Origin of the sequence: Acidovorax sp. JHL-9 (assembly GCF_000426205.1) — a bacterium.
GTDB classification, from domain to species: Bacteria; Pseudomonadota; Gammaproteobacteria; order Burkholderiales; family Burkholderiaceae_C; genus Acidovorax; species Acidovorax soli.
On sequence record NZ_AUEX01000015.1, the window covers coordinates 36,882 to 57,409 of the forward strand.

Consider the following 20,528-nt stretch of genomic DNA (forward strand, 5'->3'; position numbering starts at 1 on the left):
AGAAAATAGATAACAAAATCAAACACTTGGTATCCCAATTTCACAAGCGGCCGGATGATGTGTAAAAAAAGTCGACAAACAGGGGCTGGGTAGCCCCCGGGCCCATGGGCCGGCGTGCGGGGCTGCTCTGCATTCCCAGGCCGCGCAGGCGATGACCCGGCCCACGCTGCGCGGCAACGCCAACCACCTCAGTTAACATTCACCCTTCGAACCGCCCGGCACGCCAGCGCGCCCGGCGGCGACTGACGACCGGCCCTGGCGCTTTGCCAGTGGTACGGTGTTACAGGTGATTCGTGCGTCTCAATTCCATCAAACTCTCCGGCTTCAAGTCGTTCGCTGAACCCACCAATTTCATGCTGCCTGGTCAGCTGGTGGGCGTGGTGGGGCCGAACGGCTGCGGCAAGTCCAACATCATGGATGCGGTGCGCTGGGTTCTGGGCGAAAGCAAGGCCAGCGAGCTGCGTGGCGAGTCCATGCAGGACGTGATCTTTTCTGGCACCACCACGCGCAAGCAGGCCAGCCGCGCCAGCGTCGAGCTGGTGTTCGACAATTCCGACCACCGTGCGGGCGGCCAATGGGGCCAGTACGGCGAGGTGGCCGTGCGCCGCGTGCTCACGCGCGACGGCACCAGCAGCTATTACCTCAACAACCAGCCCGTGCGCCGCCGCGACGTCCAGGACGTGTTCCTGGGCACGGGCCTGGGGCCGCGCGCCTACGCCATCATCGGCCAGGGCACCATCAGCCGCATCATCGAAAGCCGCCCCGAGGAACTGCGCCTGTTCCTCGAAGAGGCCGCCGGCGTCTCCAAATACAAGGAGCGCCGCCGAGAGACCGAGAACCGGCTGCACGACACGCGCGAGAACCTCACGCGGGTCGAAGACATCCTGCGCGAGCTCAATGCCAACCTCGAAAAGCTCGAAAAACAGGCCGAGGTGGCCGCCAGATACAACGCGTTGCAGGCCGACGCCACACTCAAGCAGCACCAGTTGTGGTTCCTCAAGCGCGCCGACGCCGAAGCCGACCAGGCCAAGGTGCGCCTGGACGGCCTGCAGGCCGTGAACGACCTTGAATCGCGCATGGCCGACCTGCGTGCAGTGGAGTCCGACCTCGAAACCATCCGCCAGGCGCATTACGCCGCTGGCGACCAGGTCAACCAGGCCCAGGGCAAGTTGTACGAGGCCACGGCCGAGGTGGGCAAGCTCGAAGCCGAGATCCGCTACGTGGTCGAAGGGCGCCAGCGCGTGGAGCAGCGCCTCGTCACTCTGGCGGAGCAGGTCGCCCAGTGGCAAACCCGCAAGGAAGAGGCCGACATCGAGCTCGAAAACCTCGCCGGTGCCGGCGTGGATGCCGAAGAGCGCGCCGAACTGCTGGCCGCCCAGGTCGAAGAGCAGGCCATGCAGCTGCCCGACCTGGAAGAAGCCCTGCGCCAGGCCCAGAGCCGCACGGCCGAGCAACGCAGCAGCGTGGTGCAGGTGCAGCAGCAGATTGGCGTGCTGGCCGCCGAGCAGCGCAGTTTTGACGAACAAAGCCGCCAGCTCGATGCCCGCTTCGAGCGCCTGCGCACCGACCGCAACGCCCTGGCCGCGCCCGACGAAGCCCGCCTGGACAACCTGCGCGAACAACTCGAACAAGCGCAGGAGATCGCCGAAACCACTGAGGCCCGCCTGCACGAGCTGCAGGAGTCCGTGCCCCAGCTCGACGAAGACCGCCGCGCGCGCCAGCAGGCCGTGAACACCGAGAGTGCGCGGCAGACCGACCTGTCCGCCCGCATGGAAGCCTTGAAGGCACTGCAGGAAAAGGTCAAGACCGACGGCAAGCTGCGCCCCTGGCTCGCCAAGCACGGGCTCGATGGCCTGCAAGGCCTGTGGAGCCGCATCCACATCGAGCCCGGCTGGGAAAACGCGCTGGAAGCCGCGCTGCGCGAGCGCCTGGGCGCGCTGGAAGTCGGGCGCCTGGACATGGTGCGCGGTTTTCTCGGATCGGGTGGCACCGATGCCCCGCCCGCGCGGCTGGCCTTCTACAGCGCCCCCGCTGCGGGCCACCCCGAAACATCGTCACCCCACGCCCGCCTGTCGGACCTGCTGCGCCTGAACGACGCCGGCCTGCGTGCCGTGCTCACCGACTGGCTGCAGGGCTGCACCACCGCGCCCACGCTGGACGAAGCCCTGGCCCGCCGCAGCCAGCTGCAACCCGGCGAAATGGTGTTCGTGCCCACGGGCCATGCGGTCAGTGCCCACAGCGTGAGCTTTTACGCGCAGGACTCCGAGCAATCCGGCATGCTGGCCCGCGCGCAGGAGATCGAGCATCTGGAGAAGGAACTGCGCGCCCAAGCGCTCATCGCCGAGGAATCGCGCACTGCCCTGGTCCGCGCCGAATCTGCCTATGCCGATGCCTCGCAGCGTCTGGTGGCAGCCCGGCGCGACGCCACCGAAACCCAGAGCCGCGCGCACGAGTTGCAGGTCGAAACCCTGCGCCTGACCCAGCTGGCCGAACAGACCCGTGCACGCAGCCAGCAGATTGACGGTGACTTGGCCGAGGTCGAGGCCCAGCTGGCCGACCTGCAGGAGCGCCGCGTGTCCGCCGAAGCGCGCTTTGAAGAACTCGACATGCAGCTGGCCGACAGCCAGGAACGCGAGGCGCAACTGGGCGACCGCGTGCTCGAGGCCGAGCGCAAGCTCACCGCCTGCCGCGAACAGCAGCGTACGCTGGAGCGCCAGGCGCAAGAGGCCATGTTCTCGCAGCGCAGTGTGGAGGCACGGCGGGGCGAGCTGTCGCGCTCGATCGAAACCGCGACCCAGCAGGCCACAGCCCTGGCCGACGAGCAGCAGCGCGCGCGCGATGAGCTGGCCCGCCTGTCCGACGCCGCCGCGCAGGGCGGCCTGCAGCAGGCGCTCGACATGAAGATGGAGCGCGAAAAAGCCCTTTCAGCCCAGCGCAGCGAATACGACGACCTCACGGCCAAGCTGCGCGCCAGCGACGAGCGCCGCATGCAGCTCGAACGTGCGCTCGATCCGCTGCGCGCCCGCATCACTGAATTCCAGCTCAAGGAACAGGCCGCGCGCCTGGGCCTGGAGCAGTACACCACCCTGCTGCAGGACGCCCAGGCTGACCTGGAAGCCGTGGCGCGCTCCATCGAGGAGGGCAATGTGCGCGTGGGCGGCCTGCAAAGCGAAATCGACCGCCTGCACCGCGAGATCGCCGCCCTCGGCGCCGTCAACCTCGCGGCACTCGACGAGCTGAAACTCGCCAGCGAACGCAAGGTGTTCCTGGATGCGCAGACGGCCGACCTGACCGAGGCCATGAACACGCTCGAAGACGCGATCCGCAAGATCGACGGCGAAACGCGCCAGCTGCTCTCGGGCACCTTCGACACCGTCAACGCGCACTTTGGCCGCATGTTCCCCGAGCTGTTCGGCGGCGGCCAGGCCAAGCTCATCATCACCGGCGACGAAATCCTCGATTCGGGCGTGCAGGTGATGGCGCAGCCGCCCGGCAAGAAGAACCAGACCATCCACTTGCTGTCGGGCGGCGAGAAGGCCCTCACGGCCATCGCACTGGTGTTTGCCATCTTCCAGCTCAACCCCGCGCCGTTCTGCCTGCTGGACGAGGTGGATGCGCCGCTGGACGACGCCAACACCGAACGCTATGCCAAGCTGGTCTCCAGCATGAGCCGCGAAACCCAGTTCCTGTTCATCAGCCACAACAAGATCGCCATGGAAATGGCCGAACAGCTGATTGGCGTGACCATGCAGGAGCAGGGCGTCTCGCGCATCGTGGCCGTGGACATGGAAAGCGCCCTCTCCATGGCGAATGTATGAAGCACCCCCTGTGTCGCTTCGCGCCTTCCCCCTCCAGGGGGACGCCGCCCTCACTGCGGGGCAGCCCTTGTTCGGCGTCTCTGGCATGGGCCGCGCCAGTTTCATGCGCAGCTGGGTGTGCGCAGCGCAACGGATAGCCGAAAATATTTTCTATGAGCACATTGCAACTGAGCCTGGCCATCATCGGCGGTCTGGTGCTGGCCCTGATCGTGGCCTACAACGCCTGGACCTCGCGGCGCAATGCGCCCAAGCGCGCCTTGCCGCAAGAGCCTGAGCGCACGGCCGAGCCGGTGCTGCGCCAGGAGCCCGCCTTCGAAGCCGACGCGGCTGCGCCGGTGGATGGCGGTGCGTTCCATGGCCTGGACCGCGGCCCCGATCCCGCCAGCCACACGGTGGATGCCAGCGATGCCATGGAGCTGCCGGTACCGCCCCTGCTGCACGAGCGCCGCCTGGGGCTGGACCCGCTGATCGACATCATCGCCACGCTGCAGCCTGAGCAATCCGTGTCCGGCGATGCGGCGCTGGCCGCGCTGCCGCCCACGCGCCGCGCGGGCAGCAAGCCTTTTGCCATCGAGGGCCTCAACGAGGCCACGCAGCAGTGGGAAACCCCTGCGCCCGGCCAGCGCTACCAGAGCTTTCAGGCCGGCGTGCAACTGGCCAACCGCACGGGCGCGCTCAACGAGATCGAGTTTTCGGAATTCGTGGTCAAGGCCCAGGCCTTCGCCGATACCATCAACGCCGCCCCCGACTTCCCGGACATGCTGCAGGAGGTGGCCCGCGCCCGCGAGCTGGACCAGTTCGCCAGCGACCACGATGCCCAGCTCATGTTCATGTTGCGCGCCCGCCAGGCCGCATGGAGCCCCGGTTATGTGCAGCAGAACGCCGCCCGCCTGGGCTTTGTGGCCGGCGCCATGCCCGGCCGCCTGGTGCTGCCGGCCGGCATCCAGGGCCTGCCACCCGTGCTCACGCTGGGCTACGACACACAGGCCGCGTTGGCCGACGACCCCGAGCAATCCGCCATCCGCGACCTCACGCTGAGCCTGGATGTCGCCCAGGTGCACCGCAGCGAACAGCCCTTTGCCCGCCTGCGTGAGGTGGCGGCCGCCCTGTGCCAGGCCATGGACGGCGTGCTCTGCGACCAGAACGGCCAGCCGCTGCCCGCCATGGCCATGGACCCGATTGCCGCCGACCTGGAGCTGCTGTACGACCAATTGGATGGCCGCGATCTGTCGGCCGGGTCCGTGCTGGCGCGGCGTCTCTTCAGTTGAGCGCTGGTGCGGTCATGACCGACAGTTTGGACCTTTTCTCGGCCCCAGCGCCCGTGGATCAAGCGCAACCCGTTATCAGAATCAAGGCGCTGCGCGACCAGCTCAACCGCTGGGCGCACCAGTATTACGTGCTGGACCAGCCCACCGTGCCCGACGCCGAATACGATCGCGCGTACCGCGAGCTGCAGGCGCTCGAAGCCGCACATCCCGCGCTCGTCACCCCCGATTCGCCTACGCAGCGCGTGATTGGTGCGGTGATGGACGGCCTGGTACCCGTGCGCCATGCGGTGCCCATGCTCAGCATCCACACAGAAACCGACACCGAAGCCACGGGCGCGCAGGCGTTCGACGCCCGCGTGCGGCGCGAGCTGGGTTTGACGGACGCCGACCCCACCATCGAATACGTGGCCGAGCCCAAGTTTGACGGCCTGGCCATGAGCCTGCGCTACGAACACGGCCGCCTGGTGCAGGCCGCCACGCGCGGCGATGGCGAGGTGGGCGAGGACGTGACGCACAACATACGCACCATCCGGCAGATCCCGCTGACCTTGCCCGAGGGTGTCCCTCCGCTTCTCGAAGTGCGCGGCGAGGTCTATATGCGCCGCGCCGACTTCGACGCGCTCAACGAGCGCCAGCGCGAGCAGGGCGGCAAGACCTTCGTCAACCCGCGCAATGCGGCGGCGGGCGCGGTGCGCCAGCTCGATTCGGGCATCACGGCCCAGCGCCCGCTGAGCTTTTTTGCCTATGGCCTGGGCGCGATCACGCCGCCCGGCGATGGCGGGCCCGTGTTTCGCACCCATTACGAGATGCTGCAGACCCTGAAATCCTGGGGTTTTCCGGTCGCAGCGCAGGTGCAAATTGCGCTGGGTGCTGCGGAATTGGTCGCATTTCACCGGCAGGTGGGCGCCAGCCGCGATGCGCTGCCCTACGACATCGACGGCGTGGTCTACAAGGTGAATTCGCTGCAGCTGCAGCGCGACCTGGGCTTCAAGACGCGTGAGCCGCGCTGGGCCGTGGCGCACAAGTACCCGGCGCAGGAGATGGCCACCAAGGTCGAAGCCATTGACGTGCAGGTGGGCCGCACCGGCAAGATCACACCCGTCGCACGCCTGGCGCCGGTGTTTGTGGGCGGCGTGACCGTGACCAATGCCACGCTGCACAACCTGTTCGAGATCCGCAAGAAGGGCGTGCGCGTGGGCGACACCGTCATCGTGCGCCGCGCGGGCGATGTGATCCCCGAAGTGGTGGGCGTGATGCCTGGCCACCGCACCGCCTACGTGCCCAACTTCAAAATGCCCAAGGCCTGCCCCGTGTGTGGCAGCGACGTGGTGCGCGAAAAGGGCGAGGCCAACCACCGCTGCACGGGCGGCCTGTTCTGCGCCGCGCAGCGCAAGGAGGCCATCCTGCACTTTGCCGCGCGCCGCGCCATGGACATCGAGGGCCTGGGCGACAAGCTGGTGGACCAGTTGGTCGATGCCAACGTCATCCGCACCTTGCCTGATCTGTACCGCCTGGGCTTGGCCTCGCTGATCGCGCTGGAGCGCATGGCCGAAAAATCGGCCCAGAACGTGCTGGCCGCGCTCGAAAAATCCAAGCAGACCACGCTGCCGCGCTTTCTGTTCGGCCTGGGACTGCGCCATGTGGGCGAGGCCACGGCCAAGGACCTGGCGCGGCATTTTGGCACGCTGGACGCCATCATGGACGCCAGCGTGGAGCAGTTGCTGGAAGTGAACGATGTGGGCCCGGTGGTGGCGCAGAGCCTGCACACCTTCTTCCAGCAGCCGCACAACCGCGAGGTGGTCGAACAGCTGCGCGCCTGCGGCGTGACCTGGCCCGAAGGCGCCCCGGCCGAGCGCGCGCCGCAGGTGCTGGCGGGCAAGACGGTGGTGCTCACCGGCACCCTGCCCACCCTGGGCCGCGACGCCGCCAAGGACCTGCTCGAAGCCGCCGGTGCCAAGGTGGCCGGCTCGGTCAGCAAGAAGACCAGCTACGTGGTGGCGGGCGAAGAGGCCGGCAGCAAGCTGGCCAAGGCGCAGGAGCTGGGCGTGCCCGTGCTGGACGAGGCCGGCATGCTGGCGCTGCTGCGGGCGGGCGCACCGGCCGAGGGTGCGGGCTGATGGCGCTGGCGCGGCGTGCCCCCCGCCTGGGCCTGGCGCTGGGCAGCGGCTCGGCGCGCGGCTGGGCGCACATCGGCGTGCTGCAGGCACTGGCCGAAGAGGGCGTCAAACCCGACATCGTGTGCGGCTCGTCCATCGGCGCGCTGGTGGGCGCGGCCCATGCGGCGGGTGAGCTGGAGCGCTTTTCCGACTGGGTGCAGGGCCTGGGCATGCGCGACGTGTTCGGTTTCATGGACTTCAACCTGTCGGGCGGCATGCTCAAGGGCGAGAAGCTGATTGCCTTCTGGCGCCGCAATTTCGCGGATTTCGACATCGAAGCCTCGCCCATGCCCTTTGGCGCCGTGGCCACCGATCTGCATTCGGGCGCCGAGGTCTGGTTGCGCCATGGCTCGATTGCCGATGCGGTGCGCGCCTCCATCGCGCTGCCGGGCCTGTTCACACCCGTGGTGCAGGACGACGGGCGGCTGCTGGTGGATGGCGGCCTGGTCAATCCCGTGCCCGCGTCGCTGGCACGCGCCATGGGGGCGGACATCGTGATCGCGGTGGACCTGAACAGCGATATCCTGCACCGCCACATGCACCCCCTGGCCGTTGTACGTGCGCCGCAGGCCGATGCACCGGAGGCGGTGGACACCGGCCCTGCAGCGCCCGAACCTGAACCGGCGCGCAATGGCGACTGGATGCGCCGCCTGAAGTTCTGGAGTGCAGGAGCTGGTGACGCTGCGGCGGCGCCGGTGCCGCGCGTGCCTTCGATGCTGGACGTGGTGATGACCAGCGTCAACATCATGCAGATGCGGATCACCCGCAGCCGCATGGCGGGCGACCCGCCCGAGGTGGTGGTGGCGCCCGCGCTGTCGCACCTGGGGCTGCTGGACTTTCACCGCGCCACCGAAGCCATCGCGGAAGGCCGCCGCGCCGCCCGGGCCGCACTGCCGCAACTGCGGCGCTTCATGGCATGAAGTTACTTTTTTCCTGGCTGCTAACGCTTTATCTGTGAGCGCCAAAGGCACTTTTTATTCGGATTTTCATGGTTTCCCTGACTTCCCTGCGCGCCGCGTTCGCGCGGCTGCTGCGCCGGCCAGAGCGGCTGCTGTCGCTGCACAGCCTGGCCTGGCTGCTGGCCGCCTTGCCGCTGGCCCTGCTGCTGTATGCATTGGTGCTGGTGCCGTTCACGCCCGGCATCAGCGACATCCGCAAGGCCAAGAGCGAGCTGCCCGCACAGCTGATGTCGGCCGACGGCAAGCTGCTGGCCGAATACCGCTGGGCCAACCGCGAGTGGGTGGAGCTGAACCAGATTTCGCCCAACGTGGTCAAGGCCCTCATCGCCACCGAAGACCACCGCTTTTATGACCACTTCGGGCTGGACTGGCGGCGCACGGCGTCGTCGGTGCTGCTGACCTTGCGGGGCGATCCGCAGGGTGGCTCCACCATCACGCAGCAGCTGGCACGCAACCTGTTTCCCGAGGAAATCGGCCGCTCGCGCACGCTCACGCGCAAGCTCAAGGAGGCGATCACCGCGCTCAAGATCGAGGCCTCGTACACCAAGGACGAGATCCTGGAGACCTACCTGAACACCGTGCCGTTCCTGTACAACGCCTACGGCATCGAGATGGCCGCGCGCACCTATTTCGACAAGTCGGCCGACCAGCTCAATGTGCTGGAGAGCGCCACGCTGATCGGCATGCTCAAGGGCACGGCCTACTACAACCCGGTGCTCAACCCCGAGCGTGCCAGGGACCGGCGCAACACCGTGCTGTCGCAGATGGTCAAGCGCGGCAAGCTCGATGCCAAGCAACTGGAGCCGTTGCAAAAGCGCCCGCTGCGTGTCAACTTCGAGCGCCAGACCGAGGTCATGGGCCCGGCGCCGCACTTTGCGATGCATTTGCGCAAACAGCTCATCGCCTGGGCCGACAGCAAGGGCTACAGCCTGTACTCCGACGGCCTGGTGATCCGCACCACCATCGACTCGCGCCTGCAGGCCTATGCCAACCAGGCGGTGGCGCGCCAGGGGCGCCAGTTGCAGGGCGTGGCCGACGCCGCCTGGGCGCGGCGCGACGGCTGGGGCCCGCACAGCGCGCTGGTGCAGACGCTGGTGCGCGAAAGCGCCGAATACCGCAGCGCCATCGATAAGGGCGAAGCAGCCGAGGACGCGCTAAAGGAGTTGCTGGCCGACAGCGCCTTCATGGCCAAGCTGCGCACCGAAAAAACGCGCGTGCAGGCGGGCTTTTTGGCGCAGGACCCGGTCACCGGCCATGTGCTGGCCTGGGTGGGGAGCCGCGATTTTGCGCAAGACCCCTTCGACCATGTGCAGGCGGCGCGGCGCCAGCCCGGCTCCACCTTCAAGCCCTTTGTGTATGGCGCGGCGTTTGCCAACGGCGCTTCGCCCGACGACACGCTGATGGACACCGCCGTCGAAATCCCCCTGGGGGGCGGCCGCGTGTGGCGCCCCACCGACGGCGGCGCACCCAGCGACCAGCCCATGACGCTGGCCGACGGCCTGGCGCTCTCGCGCAACACCATCACCGCGCAGGTCATGCAGCAGGTGGGCCCGGCCCGCGTGGCCGAGGTGGCGCGCGCCCTGGGCGTGCGCCAGTCGCCGCTCGAAGAAGTGCCCTCGCTGGCGCTGGGCACCAGCCCGGTCACGCTGAAAGAGATGGTGACGGCCTACAGCTCCATCGCCAACCTGGGGCGCTATGTCGAGCCGGTGCTCCTCACCCGCATCGAAGACCGCCACGGCAAGTTGCTGGAGGCCTTTGCCCCGTCCACCCCCGAGGCGGTGTTTGACGCCCGCGCCGCGCAAACCCTGCGCAACACCCTGCGCGGCGCCGTGGACCGGGGCACGGCCACGGCCATCCGCACGCGCTACGGCATCCAGGCCGACGTGGCGGGCAAGACCGGCACCACGCAGGACAACACCGACGGCTGGTTCATCCTCATGCACAGCCGCGTGGTGGCGGGCGCCTGGGCCGGCTTCAACGACGGGCGCATCACGCTGCGCAGCGACTACTGGGGGCAGGGCGCTCGCAGCGCGCTGCCCATGGTGGGTGAATTCATGCAGCAGGCGCTGCGCGCCAACGTGGTCCGTGGTCGCGACCGTTTCGTGGACGAGTTCGACACCGCACCGTCGTTGGACCGTTCGCTGGACAGCATGCGCGACTGGATCCGGGGCCTGTTCCGCAGCGATCCACCCGCACCGCCTGCGCCATCTGCCCAGCCGTCCCCCGCGCCCGCGCCGCGCCGCCTGCCACCGGTGACCACCGACGATGCGCCATCGTTGCCGCCCGTGCGCGTCGAGGAGCCTGGGGGCGCCTGACCTGCCGGGGCTTGCGGGCGGTTGACCGCCTGCCCGCGTTCATGCATGGTGATGGCATGCAGACCCCGGCGAACCCTGCATCCAAAATACCTGGAACATTCCGACCGCCCATGCGTTGAAGCACCCGTTCACCATGGGAATCTGCAGCCACCTCGATGACGAAGCATGCGCCGCACAAGCGCAGCGCGGCGACCGCGCGGCGTTTTCGGAACTGGTAGGCCGCTTCCAGGACCGTATTTACCGTTTTCTGGTGCGGCTGACGCGCTCGCCCGACGATGCGCTGGAGCTGACACAGGAAACGTTTTTGCACGCCTACCAGGCCCTGGCGCGCTGGACGCCCGACGCCCGGCTGAGCACCTGGCTGTTTCGCATCGCCCGCAACCTGGCGTTTGACTGGCTGCGGCGCGGCAAGCGCGTGGCCTTTGTGCCCTGGGACGAAGACGAAGCCGCCAGCCACCCCGACCCTGCGCCGGCGCCCGATGCCGCGCTGGAGACGGCGCAGCGCTACCGGGCCCTGGAAAAAGCCCTGGCGCGGCTGCCCCCTGAACACCGCGAGATCCTGCTGCTGCGGGAGATCGAAGAAATGTCGTACGACGACATCGCCACCGTGCTGGACCTGAACACCGGCACCGTCAAGTCGCGCATTGCACGGGCGCGCGCCGGGCTGCTGGAAAAAATGCCGCGCTGAATGGAGACCTTGCCATGACCTGCCCACGACACTCCGACCTGTCCGCCTACGCGGACGACATGCTGGCCCCCGCCGAGCGCACCCGCTTCAGCCTTCACCTGGCGGGCTGCCCGGCTTGCCAGCACCGGCTCGATGAAATCACCGCGCTGGGCCAGAGCCTGCGCGCCTTGCCGTCGCCCCGGCTGGGTTTTGACCTGGCGGCGCAACTGAACGATCGCTTGCACGCTCCGCCACAGGGGCGGCGGCCAGCGCGCCCGAGGCCCGCGTGGCCCGTCTGGCTGGGCTGGATGCCCGCCGGGCTGGCGGGCGGGCTGGCACTGGCCTTGGGCATCTGGCTGGGCGGCCTGCTGCTGGGCGGTGGCGCGGCCACGGTGCCCAGCGCCGGCCTGGTGCGCGTGTTCGACCCCGTGCCGCCGGGCGGCCTGTGCGCCGCCGCAGAAATCTGCTCTCTCTTGAAAGGAATGCCATGAACCGCCGCAGCGTACCGGCATGGCTTCTGGCCGTGTCGCTGGCCCTGAATGCCGGCATTGTCGTGGCCGTGGCCCTGCACCAGCTGCAGCCACCCACCCACGCGGGCGCTGCCAGGCCAAGCGCCTTGAATCTGCCCGATTACCTGGAGTTGACACCCGAGCAGCGCCAGCGCTGGCAGCAGCTCGAACCCGCCTTCCTGAGCGATCTGGCCGCCAACTGGGCCGCTATCCGCCGGCACCGCGAGGCACTGGTGCGGCATATTTTTGCCGATCCGCCGCAGCGCGCGGCCATCGACGCCGAGCAGGCCCGCATTGCCGTCCTGCAGGATGCGCAGCAGCAGCGCGTGATTGCGCAGCTGCTGGCCGAGCGCGCGCTGCTCGACGATGGGCAGCGTGCCCGCCTGATGGCCCTGCTGCTCAGCCGCTATGCCCAGGAATCCACCGAAGAGGAACTGCTGCACCGCGATTGAGGGCAGCGATACGGCGCCAGAGCGGGGGAGCGAAAGGCAGTACATAAAAAAGATGCAAAACAGATGGAACATTGGTGGTCGTCCGTCGTTTGAAGCAACAAGGCCCGGCAATTGCCGGCCCTGTTGTTCAACCTACTGGAGTCTTCTCATGCAATCCCCTCTGTACCTTGTGCTCGCCGCCGCCCTGACCCTGCCGGTTGCCACGCTGGCCGCCAGCCCGGCCGCCCATGACCATGGTGCCGCCGCACCCCAGAAAATCGAACGCAATGCCGGCAAGAAATGGCACATCGATGCCCCGCTGCGCCAGGGCATGAACGCCATGCACAAGGCCGTGAACCGCACGCTGCCCCTGGCCCATGCGGGCAAGGCGCAGGTTGCCGACTACGACGCCTTTGGCGTGGAAGTCTCCAAACAGGTGGCTTTCATCGTGGAAAACTGCAAGCTCGAACCCCAGGCCGATGCCCAGCTGCACATCGTGATCGGCGAGATTCTGGGCGGCGTGGATGCCGCGCAAGGCAAGGAAGGCGAGAAGGCGCGTGCAGCGGGGGTGGTGAAGGTGGCGCAGGCGCTCAACACCTACGGCAGCTATTTCGACCATTCCGGCTGGAAAGCCATCCCGCTGCCGCACTGAGTGCGCGAGCGAACCCCGGGCCACACGGTGCGGGCGGCGGGCTATTCCAGGTCGATGCAGTGCAGCCCGAACTGCCCGGCCTTGCGGTCGGCGAAATAGTGTTCCAGCGTTTCCTTGACGGTGCGGAACGCCAGCTCATCCCAAGGCACCTCGGCTTCGGTGAACAGGCGCGCCTCGATGGTCTCATAGCCGGGGTTGAACTGCTCGCTGAGCAGCCGGGCGCGGTAGAACAGGTGCACCTGGCCCACGCGGCGCACGTTCAGCAGGCTGAACAGCGGGCCCATCTCGATCTGGGCGCCGGCCTCTTCGTCGGTTTCGCGGGCCGCGCCCTGGGACGTGGTTTCATCGAGCTCCATGAACCCGGCCGGCAGCGTCCACTTGCCCCAGCGCGGCTCGATGTTGCGCTTGCACAGCAGCACCCGGCCATCGGCAAACTCCGGCACGGTGCCCACCACGTTCAACGGGTTCTCGTAGTGCACGGTGTTGCAGGCCGGGCAGACGGCGCGCTGGCGGGTATCGCCGTCATCGGGCAGGCGGTAGACCACGGCCGTACCGCAGGCGCGGCAGTGTTGGATCGGGCTGCGAAAGGTCATGCGAAAAATAGGATTCAAACAGGCTGCAGGCGCTTGTGCATCAAGCGCTTGCAGCCATGAAAAGTGAAGTGGATGCGGGCAGTGCCTGGGCGGCTACATCACGCTCAGGCGCAGCGGGGTGAGGCCCTCCACGCCGCCTTCGAGCACATCACCGCGCACCACGGCACCCACGCCCTCGGGCGTGCCGGTGTAGATCAGGTCGCCCGGCTGCAGCTCCCAGGCGGCAGACAGGTGTTCGATGGTCTCGGCGATGTTCCAGATGAGCTGGGCCACGGTGCTGCGCTGGCGGTCGGCGCCATTGACCTGCAGCCAGATCGCCGCATGGGCCACGTCACCTGCCTGTGCGGCCGGCGTGATGGGGCCGATGGGGGCGCTGGCATCAAAGCCCTTGCCAATGCACCAGGGGCGGCCCTGTTTCTTCATGTCGTTTTGCAGGTCGCGGCGCGTCATGTCCAGGCCCACGGCGTAGCCGTAGATGTGGGCCAGCGCATCGGCGGCCTGGATGTTTTTGCCGCCCTTGCCAATGGCCACCACCAGTTCGATCTCGTGGTGCAGGTTGGCCGTGAGGCTGGGGTAGGGCAGCAGGCCGGTTTCGCCGGCGTTGACCACCACGATGGCATCGGCAGGTTTCAGGAAGAAGAAGGGCGGCTCGCGGCCGGTGAAACCCATTTCCTTGGCGTGCTCTTCGTAGTTGCGGCCCACGCAGTAAATGCGGTGCACGGGAAAACGGTCGCCAGAGCCCACAACGGGCACGCTGGCCACGGGCGCGGGAGGAAAAACATAGCTCATGGGGGTCTTTCTGCTACAGGATGGTCAATACGGCGGGGCGCAGGCGCGGGGTTCTGGCGCGGTGGCGCCGCCTTGCACCAGTGTGCCACGGGGCCGGCGTGTCTGCCCAGCGGCGCTACACTCGCGCCCGGGTGTCCCTGCCGGCGCAGACCGGCAAAGCCCACTTCCCCGCCAGCCTCCCTTCGTGCAGCACCCACGCTCTACAGCCCATGAAACTGTTCAATTATTTCCGCTCGTCGGCGTCGTTTCGCGTGCGCATCGCGCTGCAGTACAAGGGGCTTGGCTACGAATACATCCCCGTGCACCTGGTGCGCGGCGAGCACCATGACCCGGCCTACGCCGGCCGGGTGGGCGATGCCCTCGTGCCCACCTTGCTGACCGATGATGGCGTGGCGCTGTCCCAGTCCATGGCCATCATCGAATACCTTGACGAAACCCATCCTGCGCCGCCCCTGCTGCCCGCCGAGCCGCTGGCCCGGGCCCAGGTGCGGGCCCTGGCGCAGATGGTGGCGTGCGAGATGCACCCCCTGAACAACCTGCGGGTGCTCAAATACCTGGTGCATGAACTGAAGGTTTCGGAGGACGCCAAGAACGCCTGGTACCAGCATTGGGCGCGCAGCGGGCTGGAGGCATTCGAGCGCCAGCTGGAGCTGCTGGCGCAGCAGCGCGTGGCGCAGGGGCTGGCGCCTTCGGTGTATTGCTGGGGCGATGCCCCTACGCTGGCCGACTGCTGCCTGGTGCCGCATGTCTTCAATTGCCAGCGCTTCAATGTGAATCTGCAGGGGCTGCCGCTGACCATGGCGGCCTTTGCTGCCTGCATGGCGTTGCCCGCATTCATGCAGGCACAGCCCTCGGCCTGCCCCGACCACCAGCCGTGAGCAGGCCATGAACCTCTCGACAGGGATGGCGCATGCCGACTGGCTGCAGCCGCAGTGGCCCGCGCCTGCCGGCGTGCACGCCCTGTGCACCACGCGGGCCGGTGGCGTGAGCAGCGGCCCCTATGCCAGCCTGAACCTGGGCAGCCATGTGGGCGATGCGCCAGCGGCAGTGCAGGCCAATCGCCAGCGTTTGCAGGCCGTGGTGCAGGGCGCCACCCCGGGCGCCCGGCCCGTCTTTCTGAACCAGGTGCATGGCACGGCGGTGGCCGCAATCGACCACGCCACGCCCGATGGCACCGAGGCCGATGCCTGCGTGGCCACGCAGCCGGGAGCCGTCTGCACCATCATGGTGGCCGATTGCCTGCCCGTGCTGCTGGCCCATGGCTCGGGTGCCATGGTGGGCGCGGTCCATGCGGGCTGGCGCGGGCTGGCGGGAATGGACGGGGTGGGTGTGCTGGAGTCTGTTTTTGAACGATTCAAGGCTCTGGCGCTGACTGGTAAATCGCCATCAGCTATCAAAAACGAAGCGGGCGATGCGCTGGCTGCTGACACGATAGCGTGGCTGGGGCCCTGCATCGGCCCCACGGCCTTCGAGGTGGGTGCAGAGGTGCGCGAGGCATTCTGCCAGCACCACCCGGCGGCCCAGGCGTGCTTTGCGGCGCAGGGCCAGGGCAAGTTTCTGGCCGATCTGGCAGGGCTGGCGCGGCTGCGGCTGTGTACCCTGGGCGTCACGCAGATCTATGGCAATGACAGCAGCGCGCCCTGGTGCACCGTGGGCAATGCCTCACGGTTCTTTTCGTACCGGCGCGACCAGAGGGCTCTTGGTGGCAGCGGCCGCATGGCCGCCTGCATCTGGCGCGGCTGACGGCGCAGCACCCGCATCCGGCGGATTGCCCGCTTGCTCCTGCTGCGCCGCGTCATAGGCGGCCTGCTGCGCCTCTTCGCGCGCCTTGATGGCCCGCTTGCGCGCGGGCGTGCCCAGGATATAGGCCACGATGCCAGACGGCAGCAGCCCATACAGCAAAAACGTCACGACAGCGCCCATCAGGCTGCCCGTGCTGCTGGTGGCTTCGGCCGCGGCCATCATGAGGGTGACATACAGCCAGGTGATGACAACGAGGTACATGAGAACAAGAGAAAAGAGAAAAACGCGGGTGAACATTGCCTTGCGGCAGCAGGTGGGCAACAATGGTGCGCAAGCCCCGTGCTACCGACCAACCTTTGAGGATGCAGCATGAATTCTGAAGCACTCTGGGCCCAAAGCGCCCAGCAATTCCAGCAGATTTTCGGGGACAGCTGGATGAAGGCGGTGCAGTCCTTCCAATCCGCAGACCTGGCGGGCCGCACGCCAGGTGCCGCACCCTTGAAGTTTTCGCCGAACAAATTGCAGGCACTGCAGCAGCAGTATCTTCAGGATGCCCAGGAATTGTGGGCCCAGGGCCTGCAAACCACTCCTGAACTGAAAGACCGGCGTTTCGCCGGCGAGGGCTGGGCCAGCAACCCGGTGGCCGCGTTCTCCGCAGCGGCCTACCTGCTCAACGCGCGCACGCTGATGGGCCTGGCCGAGGCGGTCGAGGCCGACGCCAAGACCCGTGCCCGCATCCGCTTTGGCGTGGAGCAGTGGATGGCCGCCATGGCGCCCAGCAACTTTCTGGCCTTCAATGCCGAAGCGCAGAAAAAGGCCATCGAAACCAAGGGCGAAAGCATTGCCAAAGGCATGCAGAACCTGCTGCACGACATCACCCAGGGCCATGTGTCGATGACCGACGAAAGCCTGTTCGAGGTGGGCCGCAACGTGGCCACCACCGAGGGCGCCGTGGTGTTCGAGAACGAACTATTCCAGCTGCTTGAATACAAGCCGCTCACCGCCAAGGTGTACGAGCGGCCGTTTTTGCTGGTGCCGCCATGCATCAACAAGTTCTACATCCTGGATCTGCAACCCGAGAATTCGTTGATCCGCTATGCCGTCGAGCAAGGCCACCGCACCTTTGTGGTGAGCTGGCGCAACCCCGACAATTCGCTGGGCCACAAGACCTGGGATGACTATGTCGAAGACGGCGTGATGGCCGCCATCGACGTCGTGCAGAACATCACGGGTGCCGAACAGATCAATGCCCTGGGTTTTTGCGTGGGTGGCACCATCCTGAGCAATGCGTTGGCCGTGCTGGCTGCGCGCGGCGATGAACCGGTGGCCAGCGCCACCTTTTTGACCACGCTCATCGATTTCACCGACACCGGCATCCTGGATGTGTTCATCGACGAGAACTTCGTGAAATTCCGCGAGATGCAGATGGGCAAGGGCGGGCTCATGAAAGGGCAGGACCTGGCTTCGACTTTCAGCTTCCTGCGGCCCAACGATCTGGTGTGGAACTACGTGGTGGGCAACTACCTCAAGGGCGAAACACCACCACCGTTCGACCTGCTTTACTGGAACAGCGACAGCACCAACCTGCCGGGGCCGTTCTACGCCTGGTATCTGCGCAATTTCTACCTCGAAAACAACCTGGTCCAGCCCGGCAAGCTCACCGTGTGCGGTGAGAAGATGGATCTGGCCAACCTCACGCTGCCGGTCTATATCTACGGCTCGCGCGAAGACCATATCGTGCCCATCAACGCGGCCTATGCCTCCACCCAGGTGCTACCCGGCAAGAAGCGCTTTGTGATGGGTGCCTCGGGGCATATCGCTGGTGTGATCAACCCGCCCGCCAAAGGCAAGCGCAGCCACTGGATTCGCGCCGACGGCAAGCTGCCCGCAACGCTCGACCAATGGCTGGAAGGCGCTACGGAGCACCCTGGCAGCTGGTGGACCGACTGGTCCGGCTGGCTCAAGAGCCATGCCGGCAAACAGGTTGCGGCACCCAAGGCCTACGGCAAAGGCGCCCGGTTCAAGGCCATCGAGCCGGCGCCTGGCCGCTACGTGAAGCAAAAGGCCTGATCGAACTGCTCCAAAGGGCTGCGAGAATCTGAAAACTGCCCGGGGCGCGTGCTTTCGCCCCCACCGATTTACTTCGAAAGGACTTTCCATGGACGACATCGTCATTGTTTCTGCTGCCCGCACCGCCGTGGGCAAATTTGGTGGCGCTCTGGCCAAGACGCCCGCCACCGAACTGGGTTCCATCGTGATCCGCGAGGCCATCGCGCGTGCGGGACTGGCGTCCGACCAGATCGGCGAAGTCATCATGGGCCAGGTGCTGACGGCTGGCGTGGGCCAGAATCCCGCGCGCCAGGCGATGATGAAGGCCGGCGTGGCCAAGGAGACACCGGCGCTCACCATCAATGCGGTCTGCGGCTCGGGCCTCAAGGCGGTGATGCTGGCGGCGCAGGCTGTGGCCTGGGGTGACAGCGAAATCGTGGTGGCCGGCGGCCAGGAGAACATGAGCCTTTCGCCCCACGTGCTCAACGGTTCGCGCGACGGCCAGCGCATGGGCGACTGGAAAATGGTCGACTCCATGATCGTCGATGGCCTGTGGGACGTGTACAACCAGTACCACATGGGTATCACGGCGGAAAACGTGGCCAAGGCCTACGGCATCACCCGCGACATGCAGGACGCACTGGCCCTGGGCAGCCAGCAAAAGGCCGCCGCCGCGCAGGACGCAGGCAAGTTTGCCGATGAAATCGTGGGCGTGAGCCTGGCCCAGAAGAAGGGCGACCCCATCCTCTTCAATGCCGACGAATACCTGAACCGCAAGACCAATGCCGAAGTGCTGGCCGGCCTGCGACTGGCCTTCGACAAGGCGGGCAGCGTGACGGCGGGCAATGCCTCGGGCATCAACGATGGCGCCGCTGCCGTGGTGGTGATGAGCGCCAAGAAGGCCGCCGCCCTGGGTCTCAAGCCCCTGGCCCGCATTGCCGCCTTTGGCACCAGCGGGCTTGATCCGGCCACCATGGGCATGGGCCCGGTGCCAGCTTCGCGCAAGGCGCTGCAGCGCGCGGGCTGGAACGCTGCCGACGTGGACCTGTTCGAACTGAACGAAGCCTTTGCAGCGCAAGCCTGCGCCGTCAACAAGGAACTGGCCATCGACCCAGCGAAGGTCAACGTGAACGGTGGCGCCATTGCCATCGGCCACCCCATTGGAGCGTCCGGCTGCCGTATTCTGGTCACGCTGCTGCACGAAATGCAGCGCCGCGATGCCAGGAAGGGCCTGGCGGCACTGTGCATTGGCGGAGGGATGGGCGTGTCGCTGGCGCTGGAGCGCTGAAGGCATCCGCACGCGGCCTGCAAAGGTACCCCTTCAGAAGCCGCGTAGCCACGCGGCTTTTTTGTTGCCGGTGGTGCTTGATGCTGCAGGCAGGGCGCGCGGGCGGGGGAAGATCGACGCAGCCTTGCAGAAAAAACGAATGTTTCGGTGTTTTTCTTCACCGCAGCGTATCAATTCTTGGGTAGAGTGGGTGCAGAGCACATCACAACCAGGAGAAATCAAATGAGCCAGAAAGTAGCGTATGTCACCGGCGGCATGGGCGGCATCGGCACCGCCATCTGCCAGCGTTTGCACAAGGAGGGGTTCACGGTCATCGCCGGCTGTGGCCCCACGCGAGACTTCACCAAGTGGCTCGATGAGCAAAAAGCGCTGGGCTACACCTTTTACGCATCGGTGGGCAATGTCGGCGACTGGGACTCCACCGTGGAAGCCTTCACCAAGACCAAGGCCGAGCATGGCTCGATCGACGTGCTGGTGAACAACGCCGGCATCACGCGCGACCGCATGTTCCTCAAGATGACCCGCGAGGACTGGGACCAGGTGATCGAGACCAACCTCAACAGCATGTTCAATGTCACCAAGCAGGTGGTGGCCGACATGGTGGAAAAGGGCTGGGGCCGCATCATCAACATCAGCAGCGTGAACGGCGAAAAAGGCCAGGCAGGCCAGACCAACTATTCGGCCGCCAAGGCCGGCATGCACGGTTTTTCCATGGCGTTGGCGCAGGAACTGGCGACCAAGGGCGTGACGGTGAATACCGTGAGCCCTGGTTACATCGGCACCGACATGGTCAAGGCCATTCGCCCCGATGTGCTGGAGAAGATCGTGGCCACCGTGCCCGTCAAGCGCCTGGGCGAACCCAGCGAGATTGCTTCGATCATCGCCTGGCTGGCTTCGGAAGAGGGGGGTTACGCCACCGGGGCTGATTTCTCGGTCAATGGCGGGTTGCACATGGGCTGACACCGGCCCCACGCCGGCAACAAAAAACCCCGCATTGCGGGGTTTTTTGTTGAGAGGAATAGGGATGAAGGAGCTGCTGCCGCGATGGTATGGGCGGCAACCGCGCCCTCAAAGGCGGGCCGGTGCGCGTTTGCGGTCGCGTTCGTCTTCGGGCCAGGCGGACAAGATTGCGGTGGTGTTCATACTGGAAAACTCCTGTGATGTACCAACAACGCGCTCGCTTGCGGCTTGGTTGACGTCCAAACGCAAAAAAATGCAACCGTATCACTCGCTATTTTCATGAGAAATTTTGCTTCAAAAATAATAGCTGCTGTTGCTGATACTGCTTGGT

At 66.5% G+C, this 20,528-nt stretch carries 17 protein-coding genes; 14 read left to right on the forward strand and 3 right to left on the reverse strand.

From position 1 onward, the window contains the following. The first annotated feature begins 293 nt into the window (after nucleotides 1-293). From smc to K225_RS0111435, 9 genes are all read left to right on the forward strand, one after another. On the forward strand, nucleotides 294-3,818 hold the full coding sequence (smc, locus tag K225_RS0111395; protein ID WP_026436531.1) for a chromosome segregation protein SMC: 3,525 nt from the start codon (nucleotides 294-296) through the stop codon (nucleotides 3,816-3,818). Nucleotides 3,819-3,970: 152 nt separating this feature from the next. Next, a complete protein-coding gene (locus tag K225_RS0111400; protein ID WP_026436532.1) occupies nucleotides 3,971-5,086 on the forward strand; it encodes a cell division protein FtsZ in 1,116 nt (371 codons plus the stop codon). A 14-nt stretch (nucleotides 5,087-5,100) separates the two neighbouring features. Then, on the forward strand, nucleotides 5,101-7,203 hold the full coding sequence (gene ligA, locus K225_RS0111405) for an NAD-dependent DNA ligase LigA (RefSeq protein WP_026436533.1): 2,103 nt from the start codon (nucleotides 5,101-5,103) through the stop codon (nucleotides 7,201-7,203). Continuing rightward, nucleotides 7,203-8,162: a patatin-like phospholipase family protein gene (locus K225_RS0111410; RefSeq protein WP_026436534.1), complete on the forward strand. Its 960-nt coding sequence runs from the start codon at nucleotides 7,203-7,205 to the stop codon at nucleotides 8,160-8,162. The genes ligA and K225_RS0111410 overlap by 1 nt, the downstream gene beginning before the upstream one ends. Nucleotides 8,163-8,230: 68 nt before the next feature. After that, entirely contained in the window at nucleotides 8,231-10,516 is a 2,286-nt protein-coding gene (locus tag K225_RS0111415) for a penicillin-binding protein 1A (RefSeq protein ID WP_026436535.1), read from the forward strand. 133 nt (nucleotides 10,517-10,649) lie between these two features. Then, nucleotides 10,650-11,204 carry a sigma-70 family RNA polymerase sigma factor gene (locus tag K225_RS0111420; RefSeq protein WP_026436536.1) on the forward strand — a complete coding sequence of 185 codons (555 nt, stop codon included), beginning with the start codon at nucleotides 10,650-10,652 and terminating at the stop codon, nucleotides 11,202-11,204. 14 nt (nucleotides 11,205-11,218) lie between these two features. Beyond that, on the forward strand, nucleotides 11,219-11,674 hold the full coding sequence (locus tag K225_RS0111425) for an anti-sigma factor (RefSeq protein WP_026436537.1): 456 nt from the start codon (nucleotides 11,219-11,221) through the stop codon (nucleotides 11,672-11,674). Further along, a complete protein-coding gene (locus K225_RS0111430) occupies nucleotides 11,671-12,144 on the forward strand; it encodes a Spy/CpxP family protein refolding chaperone (RefSeq protein ID WP_026436538.1) in 474 nt (157 codons plus the stop codon). The genes K225_RS0111425 and K225_RS0111430 overlap by 4 nt, the downstream gene beginning before the upstream one ends. 148 nt (nucleotides 12,145-12,292) lie before the next feature. Further along, entirely contained in the window at nucleotides 12,293-12,775 is a 483-nt protein-coding gene (locus K225_RS0111435) for a hypothetical protein (RefSeq protein WP_026436539.1), read from the forward strand. A 41-nt stretch (nucleotides 12,776-12,816) separates the two neighbouring features. Here the strand turns inward: K225_RS0111435 and K225_RS0111440 are convergent, their stop codons facing one another. Beyond that, on the reverse strand, nucleotides 12,817-13,368 hold the full coding sequence (locus K225_RS0111440; protein ID WP_026436540.1) for an NUDIX hydrolase: 552 nt from the start codon (nucleotides 13,366-13,368) through the stop codon (nucleotides 12,817-12,819). A gap of 93 nt (nucleotides 13,369-13,461) precedes the next feature. Further along, nucleotides 13,462-14,157, reverse strand: coding sequence for a fumarylacetoacetate hydrolase family protein (locus tag K225_RS0111445; RefSeq protein WP_026436541.1), 696 nt, complete (start codon nucleotides 14,155-14,157; stop codon nucleotides 13,462-13,464). 209 nt (nucleotides 14,158-14,366) lie between these two features. On the opposite strand from K225_RS0111445, the gene maiA reads away from it, so the two are divergent. Continuing rightward, nucleotides 14,367-15,035 (forward strand): maleylacetoacetate isomerase, encoded by a 669-nt coding sequence (maiA, locus tag K225_RS0111450; RefSeq protein ID WP_026436542.1) that lies wholly within the window; start codon nucleotides 14,367-14,369, stop codon nucleotides 15,033-15,035. A 7-nt stretch (nucleotides 15,036-15,042) separates the two neighbouring features. Continuing rightward, on the forward strand, nucleotides 15,043-15,900 hold the full coding sequence (pgeF, locus tag K225_RS0111455) for a peptidoglycan editing factor PgeF (RefSeq protein WP_026436543.1): 858 nt from the start codon (nucleotides 15,043-15,045) through the stop codon (nucleotides 15,898-15,900). Here the strand turns inward: pgeF and K225_RS0111460 are convergent. Beyond that, nucleotides 15,820-16,161, reverse strand: coding sequence for a hypothetical protein (locus tag K225_RS0111460; RefSeq protein WP_026436544.1), 342 nt, complete (start codon nucleotides 16,159-16,161; stop codon nucleotides 15,820-15,822). The genes pgeF and K225_RS0111460 overlap by 81 nt on opposite strands. A 108-nt stretch (nucleotides 16,162-16,269) precedes the next feature. Here K225_RS0111460 and K225_RS0111465 point away from each other — a divergent pair, with 108 nt between their 5' ends. From K225_RS0111465 to phbB, 3 genes are all read left to right on the forward strand, one after another. After that, entirely contained in the window at nucleotides 16,270-17,970 is a 1,701-nt protein-coding gene (locus tag K225_RS0111465) for an alpha/beta hydrolase (protein ID WP_026436545.1), read from the forward strand. 88 nt (nucleotides 17,971-18,058) lie between these two features. Further along, nucleotides 18,059-19,237 carry an acetyl-CoA C-acetyltransferase gene (locus tag K225_RS0111470; RefSeq protein WP_026436546.1) on the forward strand — a complete coding sequence of 393 codons (1,179 nt, stop codon included), beginning with the start codon at nucleotides 18,059-18,061 and terminating at the stop codon, nucleotides 19,235-19,237. Between the two features lie 222 nt (nucleotides 19,238-19,459). Then, nucleotides 19,460-20,197: an acetoacetyl-CoA reductase gene (gene phbB / locus K225_RS0111475; RefSeq protein WP_026436547.1), complete on the forward strand. Its 738-nt coding sequence runs from the start codon at nucleotides 19,460-19,462 to the stop codon at nucleotides 20,195-20,197. Nucleotides 20,198-20,528 lie beyond the last annotated feature (331 nt).

Coding starts and splice junctions, on each gene's coding strand:
- K225_RS0111400 (WP_026436532.1), top strand. CDS start 3,971: ATGAGCACATTGCAACTGAGCCTGGCCATCATCGGCGGTCTGGTGCTG.
- ligA (WP_026436533.1), top strand. CDS start 5,101: ATGACCGACAGTTTGGACCTTTTCTCGGCCCCAGCGCCCGTGGATCAA.
- K225_RS0111410 (WP_026436534.1), top strand. CDS start 7,203: ATGGCGCTGGCGCGGCGTGCCCCCCGCCTGGGCCTGGCGCTGGGCAGC.
- K225_RS0111415 (WP_026436535.1), top strand. CDS start 8,231: ATGGTTTCCCTGACTTCCCTGCGCGCCGCGTTCGCGCGGCTGCTGCGC.
- K225_RS0111420 (WP_026436536.1), top strand. CDS start 10,650: ATGGGAATCTGCAGCCACCTCGATGACGAAGCATGCGCCGCACAAGCG.
- K225_RS0111425 (WP_026436537.1), top strand. CDS start 11,219: ATGACCTGCCCACGACACTCCGACCTGTCCGCCTACGCGGACGACATG.
- K225_RS0111430 (WP_026436538.1), top strand. CDS start 11,671: ATGAACCGCCGCAGCGTACCGGCATGGCTTCTGGCCGTGTCGCTGGCC.
- K225_RS0111435 (WP_026436539.1), top strand. CDS start 12,293: ATGCAATCCCCTCTGTACCTTGTGCTCGCCGCCGCCCTGACCCTGCCG.
- K225_RS0111440 (WP_026436540.1), bottom strand. CDS start 13,368: ATGACCTTTCGCAGCCCGATCCAACACTGCCGCGCCTGCGGTACGGCC.
- K225_RS0111445 (WP_026436541.1), bottom strand. CDS start 14,157: ATGAGCTATGTTTTTCCTCCCGCGCCCGTGGCCAGCGTGCCCGTTGTG.
- maiA (WP_026436542.1), top strand. CDS start 14,367: ATGAAACTGTTCAATTATTTCCGCTCGTCGGCGTCGTTTCGCGTGCGC.
- pgeF (WP_026436543.1), top strand. CDS start 15,043: ATGAACCTCTCGACAGGGATGGCGCATGCCGACTGGCTGCAGCCGCAG.
- K225_RS0111460 (WP_026436544.1), bottom strand. CDS start 16,161: ATGTACCTCGTTGTCATCACCTGGCTGTATGTCACCCTCATGATGGCC.
- K225_RS0111465 (WP_026436545.1), top strand. CDS start 16,270: ATGAATTCTGAAGCACTCTGGGCCCAAAGCGCCCAGCAATTCCAGCAG.
- K225_RS0111470 (WP_026436546.1), top strand. CDS start 18,059: ATGGACGACATCGTCATTGTTTCTGCTGCCCGCACCGCCGTGGGCAAA.
- phbB (WP_026436547.1), top strand. CDS start 19,460: ATGAGCCAGAAAGTAGCGTATGTCACCGGCGGCATGGGCGGCATCGGC.